The sequence below is a fragment of the Polaromonas sp. YR568 genome, from assembly GCF_943369415.1.
In the GTDB taxonomy this organism is placed as follows: domain Bacteria; phylum Pseudomonadota; class Gammaproteobacteria; order Burkholderiales; family Burkholderiaceae_C; genus Polaromonas.
Genome location: NZ_CALRNF020000008.1, coordinates 59,655 through 76,128 on the forward strand (window position 1 = coordinate 59,655; position 16,474 = coordinate 76,128).

The 16,474-nt window shown below is 67.2% G+C and carries 19 protein-coding genes; 14 read left to right on the forward strand and 5 right to left on the reverse strand.

Annotated elements, in window-relative coordinates; all coding sequences use genetic code 11:
* Positions 1-17 precede the first annotated feature (17 nt).
* On the forward strand, positions 18-1,478 hold the full coding sequence (locus ACLV74_RS07485) for a catalase (protein ID WP_411878747.1): 1,461 nt from the start codon (positions 18-20) through the stop codon (positions 1,476-1,478).
* Positions 1,479-2,155: 677 nt separating this feature from the next.
* On the opposite strand, the gene ACLV74_RS07490 is transcribed toward ACLV74_RS07485, so the two are convergent.
* On the reverse strand, positions 2,156-2,677 hold the full coding sequence (locus ACLV74_RS07490; protein ID WP_411878748.1) for an N-acetyltransferase family protein: 522 nt from the start codon (positions 2,675-2,677) through the stop codon (positions 2,156-2,158).
* Positions 2,678-2,919: 242 nt separating this feature from the next.
* Here ACLV74_RS07490 and ACLV74_RS07495 point away from each other — a divergent pair, with 242 nt between their 5' ends.
* The gene (locus ACLV74_RS07495) at positions 2,920-3,174 is read left to right on the forward strand and encodes a 2Fe-2S iron-sulfur cluster-binding protein (protein ID WP_411878819.1); all 255 of its coding nucleotides are present in this window, start codon (positions 2,920-2,922) and stop codon (positions 3,172-3,174) included.
* On the opposite strand, the gene ACLV74_RS07500 is transcribed toward ACLV74_RS07495, so the two are convergent.
* Positions 3,114-3,761, reverse strand: coding sequence for an N-acetyltransferase family protein (locus tag ACLV74_RS07500; protein ID WP_411878749.1), 648 nt, complete (start codon positions 3,759-3,761; stop codon positions 3,114-3,116). The two genes, ACLV74_RS07495 and ACLV74_RS07500, sit on opposite strands and share 61 nt — an antisense overlap.
* 73 nt (positions 3,762-3,834) lie before the next feature.
* Here ACLV74_RS07500 and ACLV74_RS07505 point away from each other — a divergent pair, with 73 nt between their 5' ends.
* The 4 genes from ACLV74_RS07505 (at position 3,835) to ACLV74_RS07520 (ending at position 7,219) form a co-directional block, all read left to right on the forward strand.
* Positions 3,835-4,719 (forward strand): LysR family transcriptional regulator, encoded by an 885-nt coding sequence (locus tag ACLV74_RS07505; protein ID WP_411878750.1) that lies wholly within the window; start codon positions 3,835-3,837, stop codon positions 4,717-4,719.
* Between the two features lie 107 nt (positions 4,720-4,826).
* Entirely contained in the window at positions 4,827-5,927 is a 1,101-nt protein-coding gene (locus ACLV74_RS07510; protein WP_411878751.1) for a M14 family zinc carboxypeptidase, read from the forward strand.
* Complete coding sequence (locus tag ACLV74_RS07515) at positions 5,924-6,694, forward strand: alpha/beta fold hydrolase (RefSeq protein WP_411878752.1); 771 nt, start codon at positions 5,924-5,926, stop codon at positions 6,692-6,694. The genes ACLV74_RS07510 and ACLV74_RS07515 overlap by 4 nt, the downstream gene beginning before the upstream one ends.
* A 111-nt stretch (positions 6,695-6,805) precedes the next feature.
* Positions 6,806-7,219 carry a hypothetical protein gene (locus ACLV74_RS07520; protein ID WP_411878753.1) on the forward strand — a complete coding sequence of 138 codons (414 nt, stop codon included), beginning with the start codon at positions 6,806-6,808 and terminating at the stop codon, positions 7,217-7,219.
* Positions 7,220-7,232: 13 nt separating this feature from the next.
* Here the strand turns inward: ACLV74_RS07520 and ACLV74_RS07525 are convergent, their stop codons facing one another.
* On the reverse strand, positions 7,233-8,696 hold the full coding sequence (locus ACLV74_RS07525) for a PLP-dependent aminotransferase family protein (RefSeq protein WP_411878754.1): 1,464 nt from the start codon (positions 8,694-8,696) through the stop codon (positions 7,233-7,235).
* 101 nt (positions 8,697-8,797) lie between these two features.
* On the opposite strand from ACLV74_RS07525, the gene ACLV74_RS07530 reads away from it, so the two are divergent.
* Both ACLV74_RS07530 and ACLV74_RS07535 read left to right on the forward strand, forming a co-directional pair.
* Entirely contained in the window at positions 8,798-9,625 is an 828-nt protein-coding gene (locus ACLV74_RS07530) for a c-type cytochrome (RefSeq protein ID WP_411878755.1), read from the forward strand.
* Positions 9,622-10,908: a c-type cytochrome gene (locus ACLV74_RS07535; protein WP_411878756.1), complete on the forward strand. Its 1,287-nt coding sequence runs from the start codon at positions 9,622-9,624 to the stop codon at positions 10,906-10,908. The genes ACLV74_RS07530 and ACLV74_RS07535 overlap by 4 nt, the downstream gene beginning before the upstream one ends.
* Positions 10,909-10,929: 21 nt before the next feature.
* On the opposite strand, the gene ACLV74_RS07540 is transcribed toward ACLV74_RS07535, so the two are convergent.
* Positions 10,930-12,165 (reverse strand): MFS transporter, encoded by a 1,236-nt coding sequence (locus ACLV74_RS07540; RefSeq protein WP_411878757.1) that lies wholly within the window; start codon positions 12,163-12,165, stop codon positions 10,930-10,932.
* A gap of 96 nt (positions 12,166-12,261) precedes the next feature.
* Between ACLV74_RS07540 and ACLV74_RS07545 the strand changes: the two genes are divergently transcribed.
* From ACLV74_RS07545 to ACLV74_RS07560, 4 genes are read left to right on the forward strand one after another with little or no spacing between them, the layout of a single operon-like run.
* On the forward strand, positions 12,262-12,723 hold the full coding sequence (locus tag ACLV74_RS07545; protein WP_411878758.1) for a DUF3995 domain-containing protein: 462 nt from the start codon (positions 12,262-12,264) through the stop codon (positions 12,721-12,723).
* 54 nt (positions 12,724-12,777) lie between these two features.
* Complete coding sequence (locus tag ACLV74_RS07550; RefSeq protein WP_411878759.1) at positions 12,778-14,100, forward strand: NAD(P)/FAD-dependent oxidoreductase; 1,323 nt, start codon at positions 12,778-12,780, stop codon at positions 14,098-14,100.
* 40 nt (positions 14,101-14,140) lie between these two features.
* Complete coding sequence (locus tag ACLV74_RS07555; protein WP_411878760.1) at positions 14,141-14,281, forward strand: hypothetical protein; 141 nt, start codon at positions 14,141-14,143, stop codon at positions 14,279-14,281.
* Positions 14,282-14,287: 6 nt separating this feature from the next.
* A complete protein-coding gene (locus tag ACLV74_RS07560) occupies positions 14,288-14,602 on the forward strand; it encodes a VF530 family DNA-binding protein (RefSeq protein ID WP_411878820.1) in 315 nt (104 codons plus the stop codon).
* A gap of 6 nt (positions 14,603-14,608) precedes the next feature.
* On the opposite strand, the gene atpE is transcribed toward ACLV74_RS07560, so the two are convergent.
* A complete protein-coding gene (atpE, locus tag ACLV74_RS07565; protein ID WP_007868318.1) occupies positions 14,609-14,845 on the reverse strand; it encodes a F0F1 ATP synthase subunit C in 237 nt (78 codons plus the stop codon).
* Between the two features lie 42 nt (positions 14,846-14,887).
* Here atpE and ACLV74_RS07570 point away from each other — a divergent pair, with 42 nt between their 5' ends.
* Positions 14,888-15,586: an RluA family pseudouridine synthase gene (locus ACLV74_RS07570; RefSeq protein WP_411878761.1), complete on the forward strand. Its 699-nt coding sequence runs from the start codon at positions 14,888-14,890 to the stop codon at positions 15,584-15,586.
* A 41-nt stretch (positions 15,587-15,627) separates the two neighbouring features.
* Positions 15,628-16,383 carry an SDR family NAD(P)-dependent oxidoreductase gene (locus tag ACLV74_RS07575; protein WP_411878762.1) on the forward strand — a complete coding sequence of 252 codons (756 nt, stop codon included), beginning with the start codon at positions 15,628-15,630 and terminating at the stop codon, positions 16,381-16,383.
* Positions 16,384-16,474: the final 91 nt, after the last annotated feature.

Below are 16,474 nucleotides of genomic sequence, written 5' to 3' on the forward strand. Positions count from 1 at the left end.
CCAAAGGAACCCCAGCCATGAGCAAACTCACCACCGCCGCCGGCGCACCGGTCGTCGACAACCAGAACACACAAACCGCGGGCCCGCGCGGCCCGGTGCTGCTGCAGGACGTCTGGCACCTGGAAAAGCTGGCGCACTTCGCGCGCGAAGTCATCCCCGAGCGGCGCATGCACGCCAAAGGCTCGGCCGCCTACGGCACCTTCACCGTCACGCACGACATCACGAAGTACACCAAAGCCAAAATCTTCTCGCAGGTCGGCAAGAAGACCGACCTGGTGCTGCGCTTTTCCACCGTGGCGGGTGAGCGCGGCGCGGCCGATGCCGAGCGCGACATCCGCGGCTTTGCGATCAAGTTCTACACCGAGGAAGGCAACTGGGACCTGGTGGGAAACAACACGCCGGTGTTCTTCCTGCGCGACCCGCTGAAGTTCCCCGACCTGAACCGCGCCGTCAAGCGCGACCCGCGCACCAACATGCGCAGCGCCGAAAACAACTGGGACTTCTGGACCCTGCTGCCCGAGGCCCTGCACCAGGTCACCATCGTGATGAGCGACCGCGGCCTTCCGAAGTCCTACCGCCACATGCACGGCTTCGGCAGCCACACCTTCAGTTTCCTCAATGCGCAGAACGAGCGCTTCTGGGTCAAGTTCCACTTCGTCACGCAACAAGGCATCCAGAATCTGACCGATGCGGAAGCCACCGAACTCGTGGGCCGGGACCGTGAAAGCGCCCAGGCCGATCTGTTGAACGCCATCGACAACAAGGACTTCCCGCGCTGGAACCTGAAGATCCAGGTCATGCCCGAAAAAGACGCCGCCACCTACCACCTGAACCCGTTCGACCTGACCAAGGTCTGGCCGCACAAAGACTACCCGCTGATCGACGTGGGCGTGATGGAACTCAACCGCAACCCCGAAAACTATTTCGCCGAAGTCGAGCAACTGGCGTTCTCCCCGGCCAACGTCGTACCCGGCATCAGCTTCTCGCCCGACAAGATGCTGCAGTCGCGCCTCTTCAGCTACGGCGACGCGCAGCGCTACCGCCTGGGCGTGAACCACCACCAGATCCCGGTGAACGCGCCCAGGTGCCCGGTGCACAGCTATCACCGCGACGGCAGCATGCGCGTGGACGACAACAAGGGCGCGGAAATCGGCTACGAGCCCAACAGCAAGGGCTCCTGGCAGGAACAACCCGATTTCGCCGAGCCGCCGCTGTCGATTGAAGGCGCGGCGGGCCACTGGAACCACCGCGTCGACGAGGACTATTACTCGCAACCCGGCGCCCTGTTCCGCCTGATGACGCCGGCGCAGCAACAGGTGCTGTTCGAGAACACCGCGCGCTCGGTGGGGGGTGCTTCCAGGGCCATTCAGGAACGGCACATTGCCAATTGCAGCAAAGCCGATCCGGCTTATGGCGCGGGGGTGGCGAAGGCTTTGGCGAAGGGGGTTAGTAGCCCTTCGCCCAATCCCGTGGTTTAGTTTTGTTTTGCTCCGGCGGCGCGCCTGCGCCCCTTGCTGAGGGTGGCTGGCCGGGAGTGGCCCGGCAGCCAGTAACTTTCTTTTGCTTCGCCAAAAGAAAGTCACCAAAGAAAAGGCGACCCTGGCTCCTGCGTCCCCTGCGCTGCGCTCCGGGGCAACCTGCGGTGCTCGGTTCAGGCGGGGTCTCGCTAAACTCGCTCCGCTGCGCTTCGCTCAAACAACGCGATCCCTGATCCGCCTGAACCTGCGCTCCTCGGCGCATCCACAAGGGGCAATCGGGAACGGGAACCGAATACCGAAATACCAAGAAAACAAATACCAACGAGGACTCGCCATGGCGAGTCCTCGTTTCTTCAGGTATTCGGGGTTTTGCCTTCGGCTGTTGGCTGTTCGATATTTCTTCTCTCCGCTCCCACCCCTTGTGGATGCACCGAGGAGCGGAGGGCCAGACGGATCAGGGCAAAAACTTGTTTGAGCCGCAGGCGAGTTGTTTTTGACCCCGTCTGGACCGAGCACCGCAGGTTTCCCCGGAGCGAAGCGCAGGGGACGCAGCAACTAGGGTCGCCTTTCTTTTGCTTACTTTTCTTTGGCGAAGCAAAGAAAAGTGAGTTGCCGCCGGGCAACCCCCGGCCAGCAAGCCTATGCAAAAAGCGCGATGGCCGGAGCAAGACCCGGCCTCAGTCCACCGCGCGTTTGAGCCGGATCTCTTCCAGCTTGACAGCACCAAACGAAACCGTCTTGAGCGAAGGCATCTCCCGCTTGAAGCCCGCGGCTTGTTCGTAAAAGCGCAGCGCACGCTCATTGCGCAAGAGAACCCACAGCGTGACCTGGGTGCAGCCCTCTTCCTTGAGGCCTTCGCGCGCGCCGTCCCAGAGGGCCAGGCCCGCGCCTTTGCCCCAGTGCTCGGGCGATACGTAGAGGGCCCAGATTTCGCCGACGGTGGATTTGGTGCCGGCGTCGCGTGAACGGTCGAAACCGACAAAGCCGACGATCTGGTCGCCGTCGGTCGCCACCAGCAGTTGCGGTTCGCTGAATTCGATGGCTTCGCGCCAGTAGGCCTGGCGTTTTTCCACGGTGATCTTGGCGAGGTAGTCCTCGGGCATGAAGTCTTTGTAGGCGGCTTGCCAGGTGGCGACATGGATTTCGGCGATGGCTTTGGCATCGCGGGACGTGGCGTGGCGGACGGAATAGCTGGACATGAAAAATCGCTTGTGAATCAGTACGGGAAATGTTCGGAGGGGAGCAGGATTGTCGCGCAAATCGCGGCCTGCGCCGCCGATCAACAGCCGCCGGCGGCTTCTGCGGTAAATTCAGCCTTCCTTTCGCCGTCTTTTCATATCCCAGACCCCCACCACCCATGCCCGCCAGCGGCCCAGCAGCAGCGTCCCCCCAGCCGCTTTCAGCAGAAGAAAAGGAAGAAAGCCCGGTGTTCCGCGCGCGCATGGCGCCGGACGGCCCTGCTTTTGACGCGCCGGCCGCTCTGCCCTTGCTCAAGGCGGCCGAACTGGCGGGGCTGAACCTGGCGAGTTCCTGCCGCAACGGCACCTGCCGCACCTGCATCCGCCGGCTCGCCAGCGGCGAAGTGCAATACCGCATCGAGTGGCCCGGCCTGAGCGCCGAGGAAAAACAGGCGGGCTACGTCCTGCCGTGTGTGGCGTACCCGTTGTCGGATGTGGTAATCGCGCCGGCGGACTGAGCGGTCGGCGGCAAGCCCCCGGGCGATGCCGCGCCGTCGCCGAGCGCGCGCTGCATGAGCACCGTGTCCACCCACTCGCCGAACTTGTAGCCGACACAGCCCAGCGTGCCGACACGCGCAAAACCCTGCGCCTCATGCACCCGCAGCGAGCCGGTGTTGGCGCTGTTGCCGACCACGGCCACCATTTGCCGGAAGCCGCGTTGTTCGCATTGCCGGATCAATTCGCGCAGCAAGGCACCGCCGACACCGGCCTGGCGCATGCCGGGCGCGACGTAAATCGAGTCTTCCACGGTATGCCGGTAGGCAGGCCGCGAGCGCCAGGCGCTGCCGTAAGCATAGCCCGCCACCTCCCCATCGCGCCGTGCCACCAGGTAGGGATAGCCGCCGCGCAGGATGTCGGCGCGGCGCGACAACATCTGCGGCACGCCGGGCGGCTCAAGCTCAAAGGTCGCCAGGTTGGTGGCGACATAGTGCGCGTAGATGGCCTGGATCGCCGCGACGTCGCTTTCGGCGCAGGGATGGATGGACAAGGCGCCCGCCGTTCGGGGAGCGTGGGAAGGAGGTGGAGTTTGTGAAAGAAGCTGCATGCCGCCATGGTTGCGCAAGGTAATGCATAAGTAAATATGTCAAATCTTATGATTCTGATTAGAATTTCTTTGCATGCTCAACCTGGACCACTTGCGCACCTACGCGCTCATCATCGAAACCGGCAGTTTTTCGGGCGCAGCCGAAAGGCTGGGCCTGTCGCAGCCGGCGGTGAGCCTGCAGATCCGGCAACTGGAGCAGCGCCTGGGCCTGCGCCTGGTCGAGCGCGTGGCGCGCCGCGCGACACCTACGCCCGCCGGGCTGGACCTGCTCGAAGGCATACAGCAGGTCAACACGGCGGTGGACGGCGTGATGGCCGCCATGGCTTCGCACTCGTCCAACGTCGAGGGCCGGGTGACGCTGGGCACCGGCGCCACCGCCTGCCTCTACCTGCTGCCGCAAATCCTGCGTTCGCTGCGCATCCGCTTTCCCAAGCTCAGCGTGGTGGTCAGCACCGGCAACACGGCCGATTTCGTGAAGGCGGTGGAGGGCAACACGCTGGACCTCGCGCTGGTGACCCTGCCGGTCAAGCGCCGCGCGCTGGTCGCGACGCCGCTGCTCAACGATGAATTCGTGGCGATCGCCTCCAAACGCGAGGCGCCGCTGCCGGCCAAAATCACGCCGGCCTTCCTCGCCAAACGCGAGCTCGTGCTGTTCGAGCCGGCGGCCAACACCCGCGTGATCATCGACCAGTGGTTTCGCGATGCGGGCCACGCCCCCAAGCCCGTCATGGAGCTGGGCAGCGTCGAAGCCATCAAGGAAATGGTGGCCGCGGGTCTGGGTTGCAGCATCCTGCCGGCGATGGCCGTCACCGGCCCGGGCCAGCATCCTGAACTCGTAGTGCACCCGCTGTACCCGAAATTGCAGAGAACGCTGGCGCTGGTGATGCGCGGCGACAAGCCGGTCAACAAGGCCATGCGCCAGGTGATCACGGCGATTGAGCAGCGAACTAAAAACTAAACGCCTTGCCCTGCCTTAAGCCGTTTTCGCTACCGAACCCACATTCGACACAAAAAACCTGCGCGCCATGTAGCAGGCCGTCAAACAACTGTGCCAGCATTGCGAGGATGGAAATTCCGCAACCGACGACCGCACAAAGCCCGCTCAACCTGCACAGCCCCTACAGCCTGACACCGGCGCGCGATGCGGCCGCGAGTTTCCCGGAGCTGGAGGAGCTCAAGGCGATCCTGCTGGCCGGCGGCGGGCATTTTGATGTGGACGTCGTGGCCGAGGCGCATACGGCCGGGCCCTCGTTTCCACTCTACACCGCCAGCATCGGCTCGCGCGACCCGCTGGCGCCGGCCGTCGGTTTTTTCGGCGGCATCCACGGGCTGGAGCGCATAGGCACGCAGCTGATCCTGCACTACCTGCGCGCGTTGCTGTTTCGCCTGGAATGGGACGAGCTGCTGCACCGCCAGCTTGAAAAAATCCGGCTGGTCTTCATGCCCATCGTGAACCCCGGCGGCATGTGGGCGCACAAGCGCGCCAACCCGCAGGGCGTGGACCTGATGCGCAACGCGCCGCAGCGCGCCGAGGGCCATGTGCCCTTCCTCGCGGGCGGGCAGACCATCAGCTCTTCGCTGCCCTGGTATTGCGGCCGGCCCGGCACGCCCATGCAGGCCGAAAGCGCCGCGTTGCTGCGCGTGGTGCACGAGCAGCTCGCCAGCCGCCCGTTCAGCCTGGCGCTGGACTGCCATTCGGGCTACGGCTTTGACGACAGCCTGTGGTTTCCCTATGCCAAGACGCGCCGGCTGATGCCGCACCTGCCCGAGATGTTCGCGCTGCGAACCATGCTGGCGCAGTCGCACCCGCACCATGCCTACAGCTTCGAGCCGCAGAGCAACCAGTACCTCTTGCATGGCGACCTCTGGGACCATGCCTATGACCATGCGCCGGCGCGCAATGTCTTCCTGCCGATGACGCTGGAGCTCGGATCGTGGCTGTGGATACGCAAGAACCCGCGCCAGCTGTTTTCGCGGCACGGCATCTTCAACCCCATGAAGGCGCACCGCACCAAGCGCGTGCTGCGCCGCCATGCGGACTTGCTGGACTTCCTCACGCGCGCCGCATTCGCCGCGCCGAACTGGTTGCCCCTGGGCGAGCGGCGCGCGCAACTCACGCGGCTGGCCACGGCGCACTGGCGGCCCAGGCGGGTGGTGGCCGGATGAGCTGGGTGCTGCTCAGGGGCCTCACGCGCGAGGCGCGGCATTGGGGCGACTTCGCCGAGCGGCTGGCGCGCAGCCTGCCGGGCCCGGCCGACGCGGCCACGGAGGTCCTGGCGCTGGACTTGCCGGGCAACGGCGTGTTCTGCCGCGAAGAATCGCCGGCCACGGTGCGCGCGATTGCGGACTTCGCGCGCGCGCAGCTGCAGGCGCGCGGCGTGCCCCCGCCCTACAAGCTGGTGGCGATGTCGCTGGGCGGCATGGTGGCCGCGGACTGGGCGCTGCGGCATCCGCAAGAGATAGAACGGCTGGTGCTCATCAACACCAGCATGCGCCCGCTGGGCCGTGCCATCGACCGGCTGCGGCCGGCCAACTGGCTGCCGCTGGCCTTGGTGGCCGCGCGCTGGGGGCGCGCCGGCCATGCAGAGCAGGCCGAACGCGTGATCCACCGCATCACCTGCAACCGCGCGGCCTCGCTGGAGCAGGACCTCGCCGCGTGGACACACATCCGCCAGGACGCGCCCGTGAGCGCCGCCAATGCCTGGCGCCAGCTCAAAGCCGCGGCGGCGTTCAGGGTGGCCGCACCGCCCGCCTGCCCGGTCCTGGTGCTGTCGTCCGCCGCCGACCAGCTGGTGCACCCGCGCTGCTCTGCCCGCCTGGCCCGGGCCTGGCAGGCGACTTACCACGAGCACCCGTGGGCCGGCCACGACCTGCCGCATGACGACGCGGGCTGGGTTTGCCGGCGCATAGGCCGCTGGGCAGGCGGCAGTTGAGGTTTTCTTTAAAGCGTTTTCCCTTGGCGGCAAGCCGGTTTTTGGCGCCCTGGCCGACGCGGCAGGCCGTCTGAGGCAAAATCGCTCTTGTCTATACAAGACACGCCCGCCATGAAGACACCCTCTCAACCCGAATCCCAGCCCGCCGGCCTGCCGCCGGCCGATGGCGAGCAGGCCGCGGCTGCGCCCATGCGCAACAAGCGCCTGTGGGTGCTGGCGCTGGGCACGGCGGCGCTGTGGAACCTGGACCCGGCCTTCGGCGAAATGGCCGAAATGATAGGCATGATCGCCTGCGCCGGAAACAAGACGCTGGCCAAGGACGCCATCGCCCAGATGCGCCACAAGGCCGACAGCCTGCGCACCCAGATCCCGCCCCTGCCCGCCAGCGCCCTGACCAAAGTCGTGCGGCGCGCCGAGGCGGCCTGCGGTGCCGTGCTGGACAAGGGCGTGCGCGTCAAGGAAGTGCAGGCCAGCTGGGACCACTTCGTCGCCTGCGTGCGGGCCCTGCCCGACAGGCACAAGTAGGCACGGCCGCCGCTCAGCGCGGTGCCTTGCCGTAAGGACTCTGCTGCCGCGCCAGCATGCCCAAAGCGTGCATCGCCGCTTCAAACCGCTCGCTCCAGGGGTGGCCGTAATTGAGCCGGATGCAGTGCCGGAAATGGCGGCGCGCCGAGAACACCGGCCCCGGCGCCACGCTGATGCCGTGCTCCAGCGCCGCCTGGTGCAGGGCCAGCGCGTCAAAGCCTTCGGCGAATTCGACCCACACAAAATAGCCGCCCGCGGGGCGCGAGACGCGCACGTCCGCCGGAAAGTGGCGGGCAATGGCGGCCAGCAGGCTGGACATCTGCGATTCCAGCGCATGCCGCAGCTTGCGCAGGTGCTTGTCGTAGCCGCCGTACTGCAGATAGTCGGCAATCGCCAGTTGCGCGGGCAGGCTGGCCGACAGCGTGGTCATGAGCCTGAGCCGTTCTATCTGCTGGCCGAAGCGCCCGGGCGAAACCCATCCCACGCGGTAGCCGGGGGCCAGTGTCTTGCTGAAGGAGCTGCAGTGCATCACCAGGCCCTTGCGGTCAAAAGCCTTGGCCGGCAAAAAACCGCGATGGCCGAAGTAGAGCTCGGCGTACACGTCGTCCTCAATCAACGGAATGTCGCGGGCGGCCAGCAGGGCGACCAGCGCCTTCTTTTTCTCCAGCGGCAGGCTGGCGCCGGTGGGGTTCTGGAAGGAGGTCATGAACCAGCAGGCCTTGACCGGGTGGCGCTGCAGCGCGTCGGCCAGCGCGGCCAGGTCCAGGCCGTCCTGCGGATGCACCGGGATTTCCAGCGCTTTCATCTTGAGCCGCTCCAGCGCCTGCAGGCCGGCGTAAAAACCGGGCGATTCCACCGCGACCAGGTCGCCGGGCTGGGCCACCGCCGTCAGGCACAGGTTGAGCGCTTCCAGCGCGCCGTGGGTGACGATGATGTCTTCGGCCGGCTGCGCCATGCCCATGGCCAGGTAGCGCAGCGCGATCTGGCGGCGCAGCCCTTCGTCGCCGCGCGGCAGGCTGGCCACGGTATCGGGCGCCTGGATGAAGCGCGAACTGCGGGCCAGCGACTTGCCAAGGCGCTGCAACGGGAACAGCCCAGGCGCCGCGAAGGCCGAGCCCAGCGGAACGATGGCCGGATCCTGCGCCGCGCCCAGCACGGCGAAGACCAGTTCGCTGACGTCGAGGCGGGGCGCCACCCGGGCTGCCTTGCCGGCTTTCCCGGCCTTGCCGTCGGCGGCGCCGCGCGCAGGCGCGGCCAGTTGCTGCATGGCCGAGGCCGTCACGTAGTAGCCCGAACGAGGCTGCGCGCGCACCAGGCCTTTTTCCTCAAGCCGGTAATAGGCCTTGAAGGCGGTGGAAGCGCTCAGCCCATGCTGCGCCGTGACCGTGCGTATCGACGGCAGCCGCGTGCCGGGCGCCAGGCGGCCGTTGCGGATGTCGGCGGCCAGCAGTTCGACCAGTTGTTCGTAGCGTTTCATGGGATATGCGTGGACTGCGGCATTGACCGGCGCGGTGCACCAATCTGATACCGTTATTTTCCGCTGTTTTTCATCTGATACGCTTTTTTTGTCGGCAACTGATGCTTACGCCGCCGGCCCAGGTGGGGCATGATGGGCCCATGGAACAGACCTTTTTGGGACGCTTATTGACGTGCCTGCCTCGCCTGCTGGCCCGCTTCGCATGGCTGGCCGCTTTTGCCTGGGCCGGCGCCGCAAGCGCCGCCACGCCGCCTTTTGAAGACACCATCGCCCAGCGTGCCATGGCCTGCACCGCCTGCCACGGACAGCAGGGCCGCGCCGCGCCCGACGGCTATTACCCGCGCCTGGCGGGCAAGCCGGCCGGCTACCTCTACAACCAGCTGCTCAACTTTCGCGACGGGCGCCGCCACTACGGCCTGATGACGCAGCTGATCGCGCCGCTCAGCGACGCCTACCTGATGGAGATCGCCACGTATTTCTCGCAGCTGGAAGTGCCCTACCCGGCCCCGCTGCCCGCCGCCGCCGCGCCCGAGGTGCTGCGCCACGGCCGGCAGCTTGTGCTCGAAGGCGATGCGGCGCGCCAGTTGCCGGCCTGCGTGCAATGCCACGGCCAGGCCATGACCGGCGTGGCGCCCGGCATCCCGGGCTTGCTGGGCCTGCCGCGCGATTACCTCAATGCGCAGCTGGGCGCCTGGAAGGCCGGCACGCGCCGCGCGCACGCGCCCGACTGCATGAAAGAGGTGGTGGCCCGCCTGACGCTGGAAGACATCAACGCCGTGGCCAGCTGGGCGGCCGCTCAACCCTTGCCCGCCAGCACCAAGCCGGCCACCAGCCTGCCGCCGCTGGCACCCGGCGCGACCGCCATCACCTGCGGCAGTGCGCCAGCGCCAGCGGCGCCCTCCCCAGCCCCCGTGAAGGCGCAGAAATGAGAACAAGTTTTAAATTCGCCATCGCCCTGGCGGTGCTCGCCGTGGGCGGCAGCGCGCTGGTCTGGGCGCTCAACGTGCGCGACGAGATCGACGTGAAAGCGCCGGTGGCCAACGCCGCTCCCAGCGAGGGCCTGATCGCGCGCGGCGCCTACCTGGCGCGCGCCGGCAACTGCCAGACCTGCCACACCGCGCAAGGCGGGCAAGCCTATGCGGGCGGGCGCGGCATTGCCACGCCCTTCGGCACGGTGTTCACCTCCAACCTCACGCCCGACGACAAGACCGGCCTGGGCACCTGGTCGTCGGCGCACTTCTGGCGCGCCATGCACAACGGCCGCTCCAAAAGCGGCCGGCTGCTCTACCCCGCCTTCCCCTACACCAGCTACACCCAGGTCACGCGCGAGGATTCGGACGCGCTGTTCGCCTACCTGGGCAGCCTGCCGCCCGTGGTCGCGCCCAACCTGCCGCACGCGCTGCGCTTTCCCTACCAGTCGCAAGCGGCGCTGGCCGTGTGGCGCGCGCTGTACTTCAGCCCCGGCGTCTACGAACCAGACGCCGCGCGCGGCGCCGAGTGGAACCGCGGCGCTTACCTGGCCAAGGGCCTGGGCCACTGCGCGGCCTGCCACACCGCGCGCAATGCACTGGGCGCCACCGACCAGGGCCTGGACCTGGCCGGCGGCCTGATCCCCATGCAGAACTGGTACGCGCCCTCGCTGACTTCGCCCTATGAAGCGGGCGTGAGCGACTGGGACCGCCAGCACATCGTGAGCCTGCTGAAAGACGGCGTCTCGCCGCGCGCCTCGGTCACCGGCCCGATGGCCGAAGTGGTCCAGCAGAGCACGCAATACTTGAGCGACCAGGACCTGGGCGCGATGGCGCAATTCCTCAAGGAACTGCCGGGCACGCGCGCCGAGCCGCCCGTACCGGCCGCCGTCATCACACAAGGCGATTCAGCGGTGCGCGGCGCCAAGCTCTACGAGCAGCATTGCGCGCAGTGCCACGGCGGCAAGGGCGAGGGCATCCCCAACGCCTACCCGGCGCTGGCCGGCAACCGCGCCGTGACCATGGGCCAGGCCGTCAACCTCGTGCAGATCGTCCTCAACGGCGGCTACGCGCCCGCCACCGCCGGCAACCCGCGACCGTTCGGCATGCCGCCCTTTGTGCTGGTGCTCAATGACGCGGACATGGGGCTGGTGCTGACGCACATCCGGCAGTCGTGGGGGAACCGCGCGAGCGAGATCACGCCGCTGGAAGTGAACAGGATTCGGGCGAGTTCGAAGCAGTAGGCATGGCCAAACGCGTGGCGGCTATTTGGTCACCATGCGGTCGCGGCGGGACAAGGAGGGGAACATCTTGAACCACGCTGCGGCCACCAGCAGCGTGCCCACGCCCCCGGCCACGACCGAGCCCACCGGCCCCAGCAGCGCCGCCGTGGCCCCCGACTCAAACTCGCCAAGCTGGTTGGAAGCACCAATGAACACCGAATTCACGGCGCTGACGCGGCCGCGCATCTCGTTGGGGGTCTCGATCTGCACCAGGGTCTGGCGCACCACCACGCTGACCATGTCGGCGCCGCCCGAAATGGCCAGCACGATGAGCGACAGCACAAAGCTGGTCGACAGGCCGAACACCACCATGCAGACACCGTAGAGCGCCACCGCCGCCAGCATGGTCGGCCCGACGCGGCGCTCCAGCGGCCAGCGCGTGAGCACCGCCGACATCAGCAAGGCGCCGGCCGCCGGCGCGCCGCGCAGCAGGCCCAGGCCCCAGGGCCCGACGTGCAGGATGTCTTTGGCGAACATGGGCAGCAGCGCCGTGGCGCCGCCCAGCAGCACGGCAAACAGGTCCAGCGACACGGCGCCCAGCAGGGCTTTGCGCTGCCAGACGAATTCCACGCCGGCCAGCAGCGTGCGCAAGGTCACGGGCTCGCGCGGCGGCGGCGCGTGGTCGTAGCGCAGCACCGCGATCAGCACGCAGCCGGTGGCGAACAGGAAAGCGCAGGTGGCATACACGGCGGTGGCGCCGGCCACAAAAATCACGCCGCCCAGCGCCGGCCCGCCTATCACGGCCGCCTGCATGCCGGCCGAGCTGAAGGCCATGGCGCGCGGCAGCATGGCCGGCGGCACCAGCACCGGGGTGAGCGCCTGCTGCGCGGGCATCTGGAAAGCGCGGGCCACGCCCAGCATGACCGACACCGCCAGCAGCAGCTCGCGCGAGGCCCAGCTGTGGGACGCGCCCCAGCCCTGCGTGGCCGCCACCAGGATCATCGCCACCGTGGCCTGGGTGACCAGGCAGGCGGCGATGATGCGGCCGCGGTGCACGCGGTCCGCCACATGCCCCGCCACCAGCGTGAGCAGCAGCGCCGGCATGAACTGGTACAGCCCCACCAGGCCCAGGTCCCAGGCGCTGCCCGTCAGGTCGTACATCTGCCAGCCCACCGCCACCATCAGCATCTGGTTGCCTGTGGTGCCGAAAATCCGGGCGAACCACATGCGCATGTAGGCGCGCTGGTGGGTAAGTTCTTTAAACGTGTGAGTCGACATGCGGGCGCCAAGCTTAACAGTGCCGTGTCAACGCGGTGCCCGCTGGGGTATTGGCGCGCGGACCCGCCGTTAACATGGAAGATTCAGGAGTTGCCCATGACACCGTTTTCATCGCTGGCTTGTTGCCTCAGCGCCGTCTTCGCCCTGCTCGGCCTGATGCATGTGTACTGGGCGCTGGGCGGGCGCCTTGGCCTGCAGGCCACGCTGCCGCAACTGCCTGTGCCGCCCGGGCAGCGCCAGCCCGGCGAGCCGGCGCAGCGCAATGCCTTCACCCCCTCCCCCGCGGCCACGCTGGCCGTCGCGGCGGCGCTGCTGGGTGTGGCCCTGCTTGTTGCCCTGCGCGGCGGCTTGTTCGGCGTGTCGGCGCAGCATGCCGCCTTGCGGCTGGCATTGGGCGCGGTGGCACTGGCCCTTTTTGCGCGCGCCGTGGGCGACTTCCGGCTGGTGGGATTTTTCAAGCGGGTCAAGGGCTCGACATTCGCGCGCATGGACAGCCGGCTGTATTCGCCGCTGTGCGTTCTGCTTGGCGCGGGGGTCGGCTGGCTGGCCCTGTCCTGAATCCGCCAGTTAACATGGCGGCATAACAACAGCAACACACCCAGGAGGTCGTTTATGCATCGTATCGTCATCGTTGGAGGAGGCGCCGGAGGGCTGGCGCTGGCTACGCAGCTGGGCAAGCGCCTGGGCAAAAAAGGCCTGGCCGAAATCACCCTGGTCGACGCCGCCCGCACCCATGTCTGGAAGCCGCTGCTGCACCAGTTGGCCGCCGGCAGCTTTGACACGCACGCCGAGGAAATCGAGTACCTGGCGCAGGCGCGCTGGAACCATTTCAAGTTCCGCCTGGGCAGCCTCACCGGCGTGGACCGGCAGAACAAGACGGTGCAGCTGGCCGCCAGCCACGACGAGGCCGGCCGCGAGATCACGCCGGCCCAGCAACTGGGCTACGACACGCTGGTGATCGCCGTGGGCAGCCAGACCAACGATTTCGGCACGCCCGGCGCGGCCGAGCACACCATCAAGCTGGACAGCCCGCAGGCGGCCAAGCGCTTTAACGACCGGCTGATCAACGCCTGCATACGCGCGCAGACCGTGCCGCGCATGGCCGGTAGCGGGCGCCTGACGGTGGCCATCGTGGGCGGCGGCGCCACCGGCGTCGAGCTGGCCGCCGAGCTGCACGCCGCGGCGCGCGTGCTGGCCAACTACGGCTTCGACCACATCCACCCCGAGAAAGACCTGCAGATCGTGCTGGTGGAAGCCTCGCCGCGCCTGCTGGCCCAGTTGCCCGAGCGCCTGAGCGAATCGGCCATGCGGGAGCTGCGCAAGCTGGCCATCGAGGTGCACACCAATGAAAAAGTGGTCGAAGTCACCGCCGACGGCCTGAAGATGGCCAGCGGCAAGGTGGTCTCGTCCAGCATCACGGTGTGGGCCGCCGGCGTGAAAGCGGCGGATTTTTTACGCACGCTGGGCGGCACGCCCGAAGGCGGCGAGGTGCTGGAGACCAGCAAGCTCAACCAGCTGCTGGTCAACGGCAACCTGCAGACGACGCGCGACGCGAGCATTTACGCCTTCGGCGACTGCGCCGCCTGCCAGCAGCCCGACGGCACCTGGGTGCCGCCGCGCGCGCAGGCCGCCTACCAGCAGGCCATGTACCTGGCGCGTTCGCTGCCCGAGCTGATCGCCGGCAAGCCGGTCGCGCCCTTTGTGTTCAAGGACCAGGGCTCGCTGGTCTCGCTGTCCGAGTATTCCTCGGTAGGCAGCCTGATGGGAAGCCTCACCAAGGGCAGTTTTTTCATTGAGGGCCAGCTGGCCAAGATGATGTACTGGGGCCTGCACAAGCAGCACCAGCTGGCGCTGGGCGGCTTCAAGAAAACCGCGCTGATCACCTTGTCTGAAATGCTGGACCGCACCTATCGCCCGCGCATCAAGTTGCACTGATAATCAGGCATCCCCCTTTATCAATCCACAGGAGAAAACCATGGCAAAAGGTCAGCAGAACAACAAGATGGTCAAGAAACCCAAGAAGGACACCTCGCCGCCCAAGACGGTGTCGCCCGACGCGGTGCGCCCGACCGTCGTGACCCAGGTGCCGCTGCGCGGCAAGCTGAAGAACAAATAAGCCTTGATGGCCGGCACGGGCGACCCGTCTGCGAACACCCCGGCTGCCGCTACGGCTCAGCCGGGTAATCCGCTGCACGGCGTCACCCTGGAAGCCATTGTCACGGCCCTGGCGGAGCACTACGGCTGGGAAGAACTGGGGCAGCGCATCAACATCCGCTGCTTCACCAGCGAACCCAGCGTGCCGTCCAGCCTGAAGTTTTTGCGCAAGACGCCCTGGGCGCGCGAGAAGGTCGAAAGCCTGTATCTCTTCATGCTGCGCGAAGTCAAACGCGGCAGCCCGCCGGTGCACAATTTCCCGCCGCCCAAGCCGCGTCCTTAATGCGCCCTATAACGGGTTGGCAAACAAGAGCATCATGGCGATGCCCACCCCGATCAGGAAGTTGGCATCGATCAGCCCGGCCAGCAAAAACATCTTGACCTGCAGCGGCTCCATCATTTCGGGCTGGCGCACGGCCCCTTCCAGGAAGCGCCCGCCCATCGCGCCTATGCCCAGGCAGGCGCCTATGGCGCCCAGGCCGATGATCAATCCACATGCAATGGCAATGGCACCTGCGTCAGTCATGGTTTTTTCTCCTTGGTTTAAAACTTTGTTGATGACTGAATCATGAAGGCCAGTGCGCCGCGGAACAATGACCTCCCAGGTAATGGCGCCGCGGCCCATGGTTTTGGCTTAGTGCATGCGGACCTCAGCCTGCTGGTGCTGGACAAGCCCGCGGGCCTGCTCGCGGTGCCCGGGCGCGGCGAAGACAAACAGGACTGCCTGAGCGCGCGCGTGCAGGCGGCCTGGCCCGACGCACTGGTGGTGCACCGGCTGGACCAGGCGACCTCGGGCCTGATGCTCATGGCGCGCGGCGCGGCCATGCAGCGGGCGCTGAGCCATTCCTTCGAAAGCCGCGAGGTCGGCAAACGTTATGTGGCCGTGGTGGAGGGGCGCCTGCCCTCGCCCGCCGACGTACAGGCCTGGAGCCTGATTGACCTGCCCATCATCGTGGACTGGCCGCGCCGGCCGCTGCGCATCATCGATGCCGAACGCGGCAAGCCCAGCCAGACCCGCTGGCGCGTGCTGGCCTTTGATGCGGCGGCGAACACCACGCGGGTGGAACTCGAACCCGTCACCGGCCGCTCGCACCAGCTGCGTGTGCACCTGCAAGCGCTGGGCCATCCCATCCTGGGCGATGCGCTGTACGCGCCCGCTGAGGTGCAGGCGAAGTCGCCGCGGCTGCTGCTGCATGCCGCGGCTTTGCAATTCAAGCACCCGGCGAGCGGCGAGCCACTGTCATTTGAAAGCAGCCCCGACTTTTAAGGCCGCAAGCGCCACGGTCGCGCCGGCGCTACCATGGGGCCATGAAACACCTCACACTCCTCACAGGCGCATCGCGCGGCATGGGCTTGTCCATGGCGCGCCAACTGCTCAGCGCCGGCCACACGGTGCTTTGCATCTCCCGCACTTCAGTGCCTGAACTGGACGCGCATGCCAGGCATGTGGGCGCCACGGTTCTGCAATGGGCGCACGACCTGGCGGACAGCGGCTCCTTGAACGGCAAGCTCGAAGGCTGGCTCAAGGATTCGCAGGCTGAGGCCCCCTGGGCCAGCGCCACGCTGATCAACAACGCGGGCGTGATCCCGCAGATCGCCCCGCTGAGCGAGATTGCGGCGGACGACCTGGCCCGCGCGCTGCGCGTCGGCCTGGAGGCGCCCATGCAGGTCACCGCCGCCTTCCTGCGCGCCACGGAGGGCTGGAAAGCGCCGCGCAAGGTGCTCAATATTTCCTCGGGACTGGGCCGCAAGGCCATGGCCTCACAGGCCGCCTATTGCGCCGCCAAAGCCGGCATGGACCACTTCACGCGCAGCCTGGCGCTGGACGAGGCTTTGAAGCCCCAGGGCGCCAAGGTCTGCTCGCTCGCACCCGGCGTGATCGACACCGGCATGCAGGAGCAACTGCGTGCGGCGCCGGCCGAGGCCTTTCCCGACAAGGCCTCGTTTGTGGGCCTGAAGACGGGCGGCTCGTTAACCTCGCCGGACGATGCGGCGGCACGCATCATCGCTTTCCTGGCACGGCCAGATTTTGGAGCCAACCCGGTCGCAGACGTGCGGGATTAACAACGACCAGCAGGGGCCGAGGGTCCGGCTTCGCCGGCCCCAGGCGCCGCCCCCTGCAAGGGGGGAACAGGCTACACGAAGTGAGCCTGGA

Excerpts from the sequence above, each read along its gene's own strand:
- ACLV74_RS07485 (WP_411878747.1), top strand. The coding sequence starts at position 18 with ATGAGCAAACTCACCACCGCCGCCGGCGCACCGGTCGTCGACAACCAG.
- ACLV74_RS07490 (WP_411878748.1), bottom strand. The coding sequence starts at position 2,677 with ATGTCCAGCTATTCCGTCCGCCACGCCACGTCCCGCGATGCCAAAGCC.
- ACLV74_RS07495 (WP_411878819.1), top strand. The coding sequence starts at position 2,920 with ATGGCGCCGGACGGCCCTGCTTTTGACGCGCCGGCCGCTCTGCCCTTG.
- ACLV74_RS07500 (WP_411878749.1), bottom strand. The coding sequence starts at position 3,761 with ATGCAGCTTCTTTCACAAACTCCACCTCCTTCCCACGCTCCCCGAACG.
- ACLV74_RS07505 (WP_411878750.1), top strand. The coding sequence starts at position 3,835 with ATGCTCAACCTGGACCACTTGCGCACCTACGCGCTCATCATCGAAACC.
- ACLV74_RS07510 (WP_411878751.1), top strand. The coding sequence starts at position 4,827 with ATGGAAATTCCGCAACCGACGACCGCACAAAGCCCGCTCAACCTGCAC.
- ACLV74_RS07515 (WP_411878752.1), top strand. The coding sequence starts at position 5,924 with ATGAGCTGGGTGCTGCTCAGGGGCCTCACGCGCGAGGCGCGGCATTGG.
- ACLV74_RS07520 (WP_411878753.1), top strand. The coding sequence starts at position 6,806 with ATGAAGACACCCTCTCAACCCGAATCCCAGCCCGCCGGCCTGCCGCCG.
- ACLV74_RS07525 (WP_411878754.1), bottom strand. The coding sequence starts at position 8,696 with ATGAAACGCTACGAACAACTGGTCGAACTGCTGGCCGCCGACATCCGC.
- ACLV74_RS07530 (WP_411878755.1), top strand. The coding sequence starts at position 8,798 with ATGCTTACGCCGCCGGCCCAGGTGGGGCATGATGGGCCCATGGAACAG.
- ACLV74_RS07535 (WP_411878756.1), top strand. The coding sequence starts at position 9,622 with ATGAGAACAAGTTTTAAATTCGCCATCGCCCTGGCGGTGCTCGCCGTG.
- ACLV74_RS07540 (WP_411878757.1), bottom strand. The coding sequence starts at position 12,165 with ATGTCGACTCACACGTTTAAAGAACTTACCCACCAGCGCGCCTACATG.
- ACLV74_RS07545 (WP_411878758.1), top strand. The coding sequence starts at position 12,262 with ATGACACCGTTTTCATCGCTGGCTTGTTGCCTCAGCGCCGTCTTCGCC.
- ACLV74_RS07550 (WP_411878759.1), top strand. The coding sequence starts at position 12,778 with ATGCATCGTATCGTCATCGTTGGAGGAGGCGCCGGAGGGCTGGCGCTG.
- ACLV74_RS07555 (WP_411878760.1), top strand. The coding sequence starts at position 14,141 with ATGGCAAAAGGTCAGCAGAACAACAAGATGGTCAAGAAACCCAAGAAG.
- ACLV74_RS07560 (WP_411878820.1), top strand. The coding sequence starts at position 14,288 with ATGGCCGGCACGGGCGACCCGTCTGCGAACACCCCGGCTGCCGCTACG.
- atpE (WP_007868318.1), bottom strand. The coding sequence starts at position 14,845 with ATGACTGACGCAGGTGCCATTGCCATTGCATGTGGATTGATCATCGGC.
- ACLV74_RS07570 (WP_411878761.1), top strand. The coding sequence starts at position 14,888 with ATGAAGGCCAGTGCGCCGCGGAACAATGACCTCCCAGGTAATGGCGCC.
- ACLV74_RS07575 (WP_411878762.1), top strand. The coding sequence starts at position 15,628 with ATGAAACACCTCACACTCCTCACAGGCGCATCGCGCGGCATGGGCTTG.